A 606-nucleotide genomic window follows, 5' to 3' on the forward strand; every position below is an offset into this window, starting at 1 on the left:
GTGTCGTCGCTCACGTAATTCCCCGGGGCTGGGCTCAAGTAATTCCCCAGGGTGTGGCCCTCGGTTGATGTTCTACTTGGTGTCCTTGGTGGTTGTCGAGCCGGGTCGGCCGGGTCGCTTGTTGGGGCGGTAGCTGGGGCCGTTCATGAAGACCTGGTGGCTGGTGTTGATCAGCCGGTCCAGCAACGATTCGGCGACAACGGGGTTGGGGAACAGTGGGTACCAGTCGGTCGGTGACCGGTTCGAGGTGGCGATCAGCGACCGGCCGGCTTGGGCGCGTTCAGAGATGAGTTCGTAGAGGTCGTCGGCCTGTTGCGCGGTCAGCTCGCGCATGGCGAAGTCGTCCAGGACCAGCAGTGCGGGTCGGACCAGTTCGGCGAGGCGGCGGGGCCAGGTGCGGTCGGCGTGGCCGCCGGCGAGGTCGGCTAGGGCGCGGCTGGTTTTGGTGAAGCGGACGTCGGCGCCGCGGCGGACGGCGAGGTGGCCGAGTGCTTGCGCTATATGGGTTTTGCCGACGCCGACGGGTCCGTGCAGGATGACGGACTCGCCGGCTTGCAGCCAGCGCAGGGCGGCTAGGTCGCGGATCTGGGCGGCGGGCAATTTGGG

Annotated in this window: 1 protein-coding gene; it reads right to left on the bottom strand. The window is 67.5% G+C overall.

Annotated elements, in window-relative coordinates; translation table 11 throughout:
- Positions 1 to 72 precede the first annotated feature (72 nt).
- Positions 73 to 606, bottom strand: a 534-nt coding sequence (zapE, locus tag V6V89_RS41545) for an AFG1/ZapE family ATPase (RefSeq protein ID WP_334625250.1), incomplete at its 5' end; no start/stop codon positions are given.

The organism is Micromonospora sp. CPCC 206061 (assembly GCF_036906915.1).
GTDB lineage: Bacteria > Actinomycetota > Actinomycetes > Mycobacteriales > Micromonosporaceae > Phytohabitans.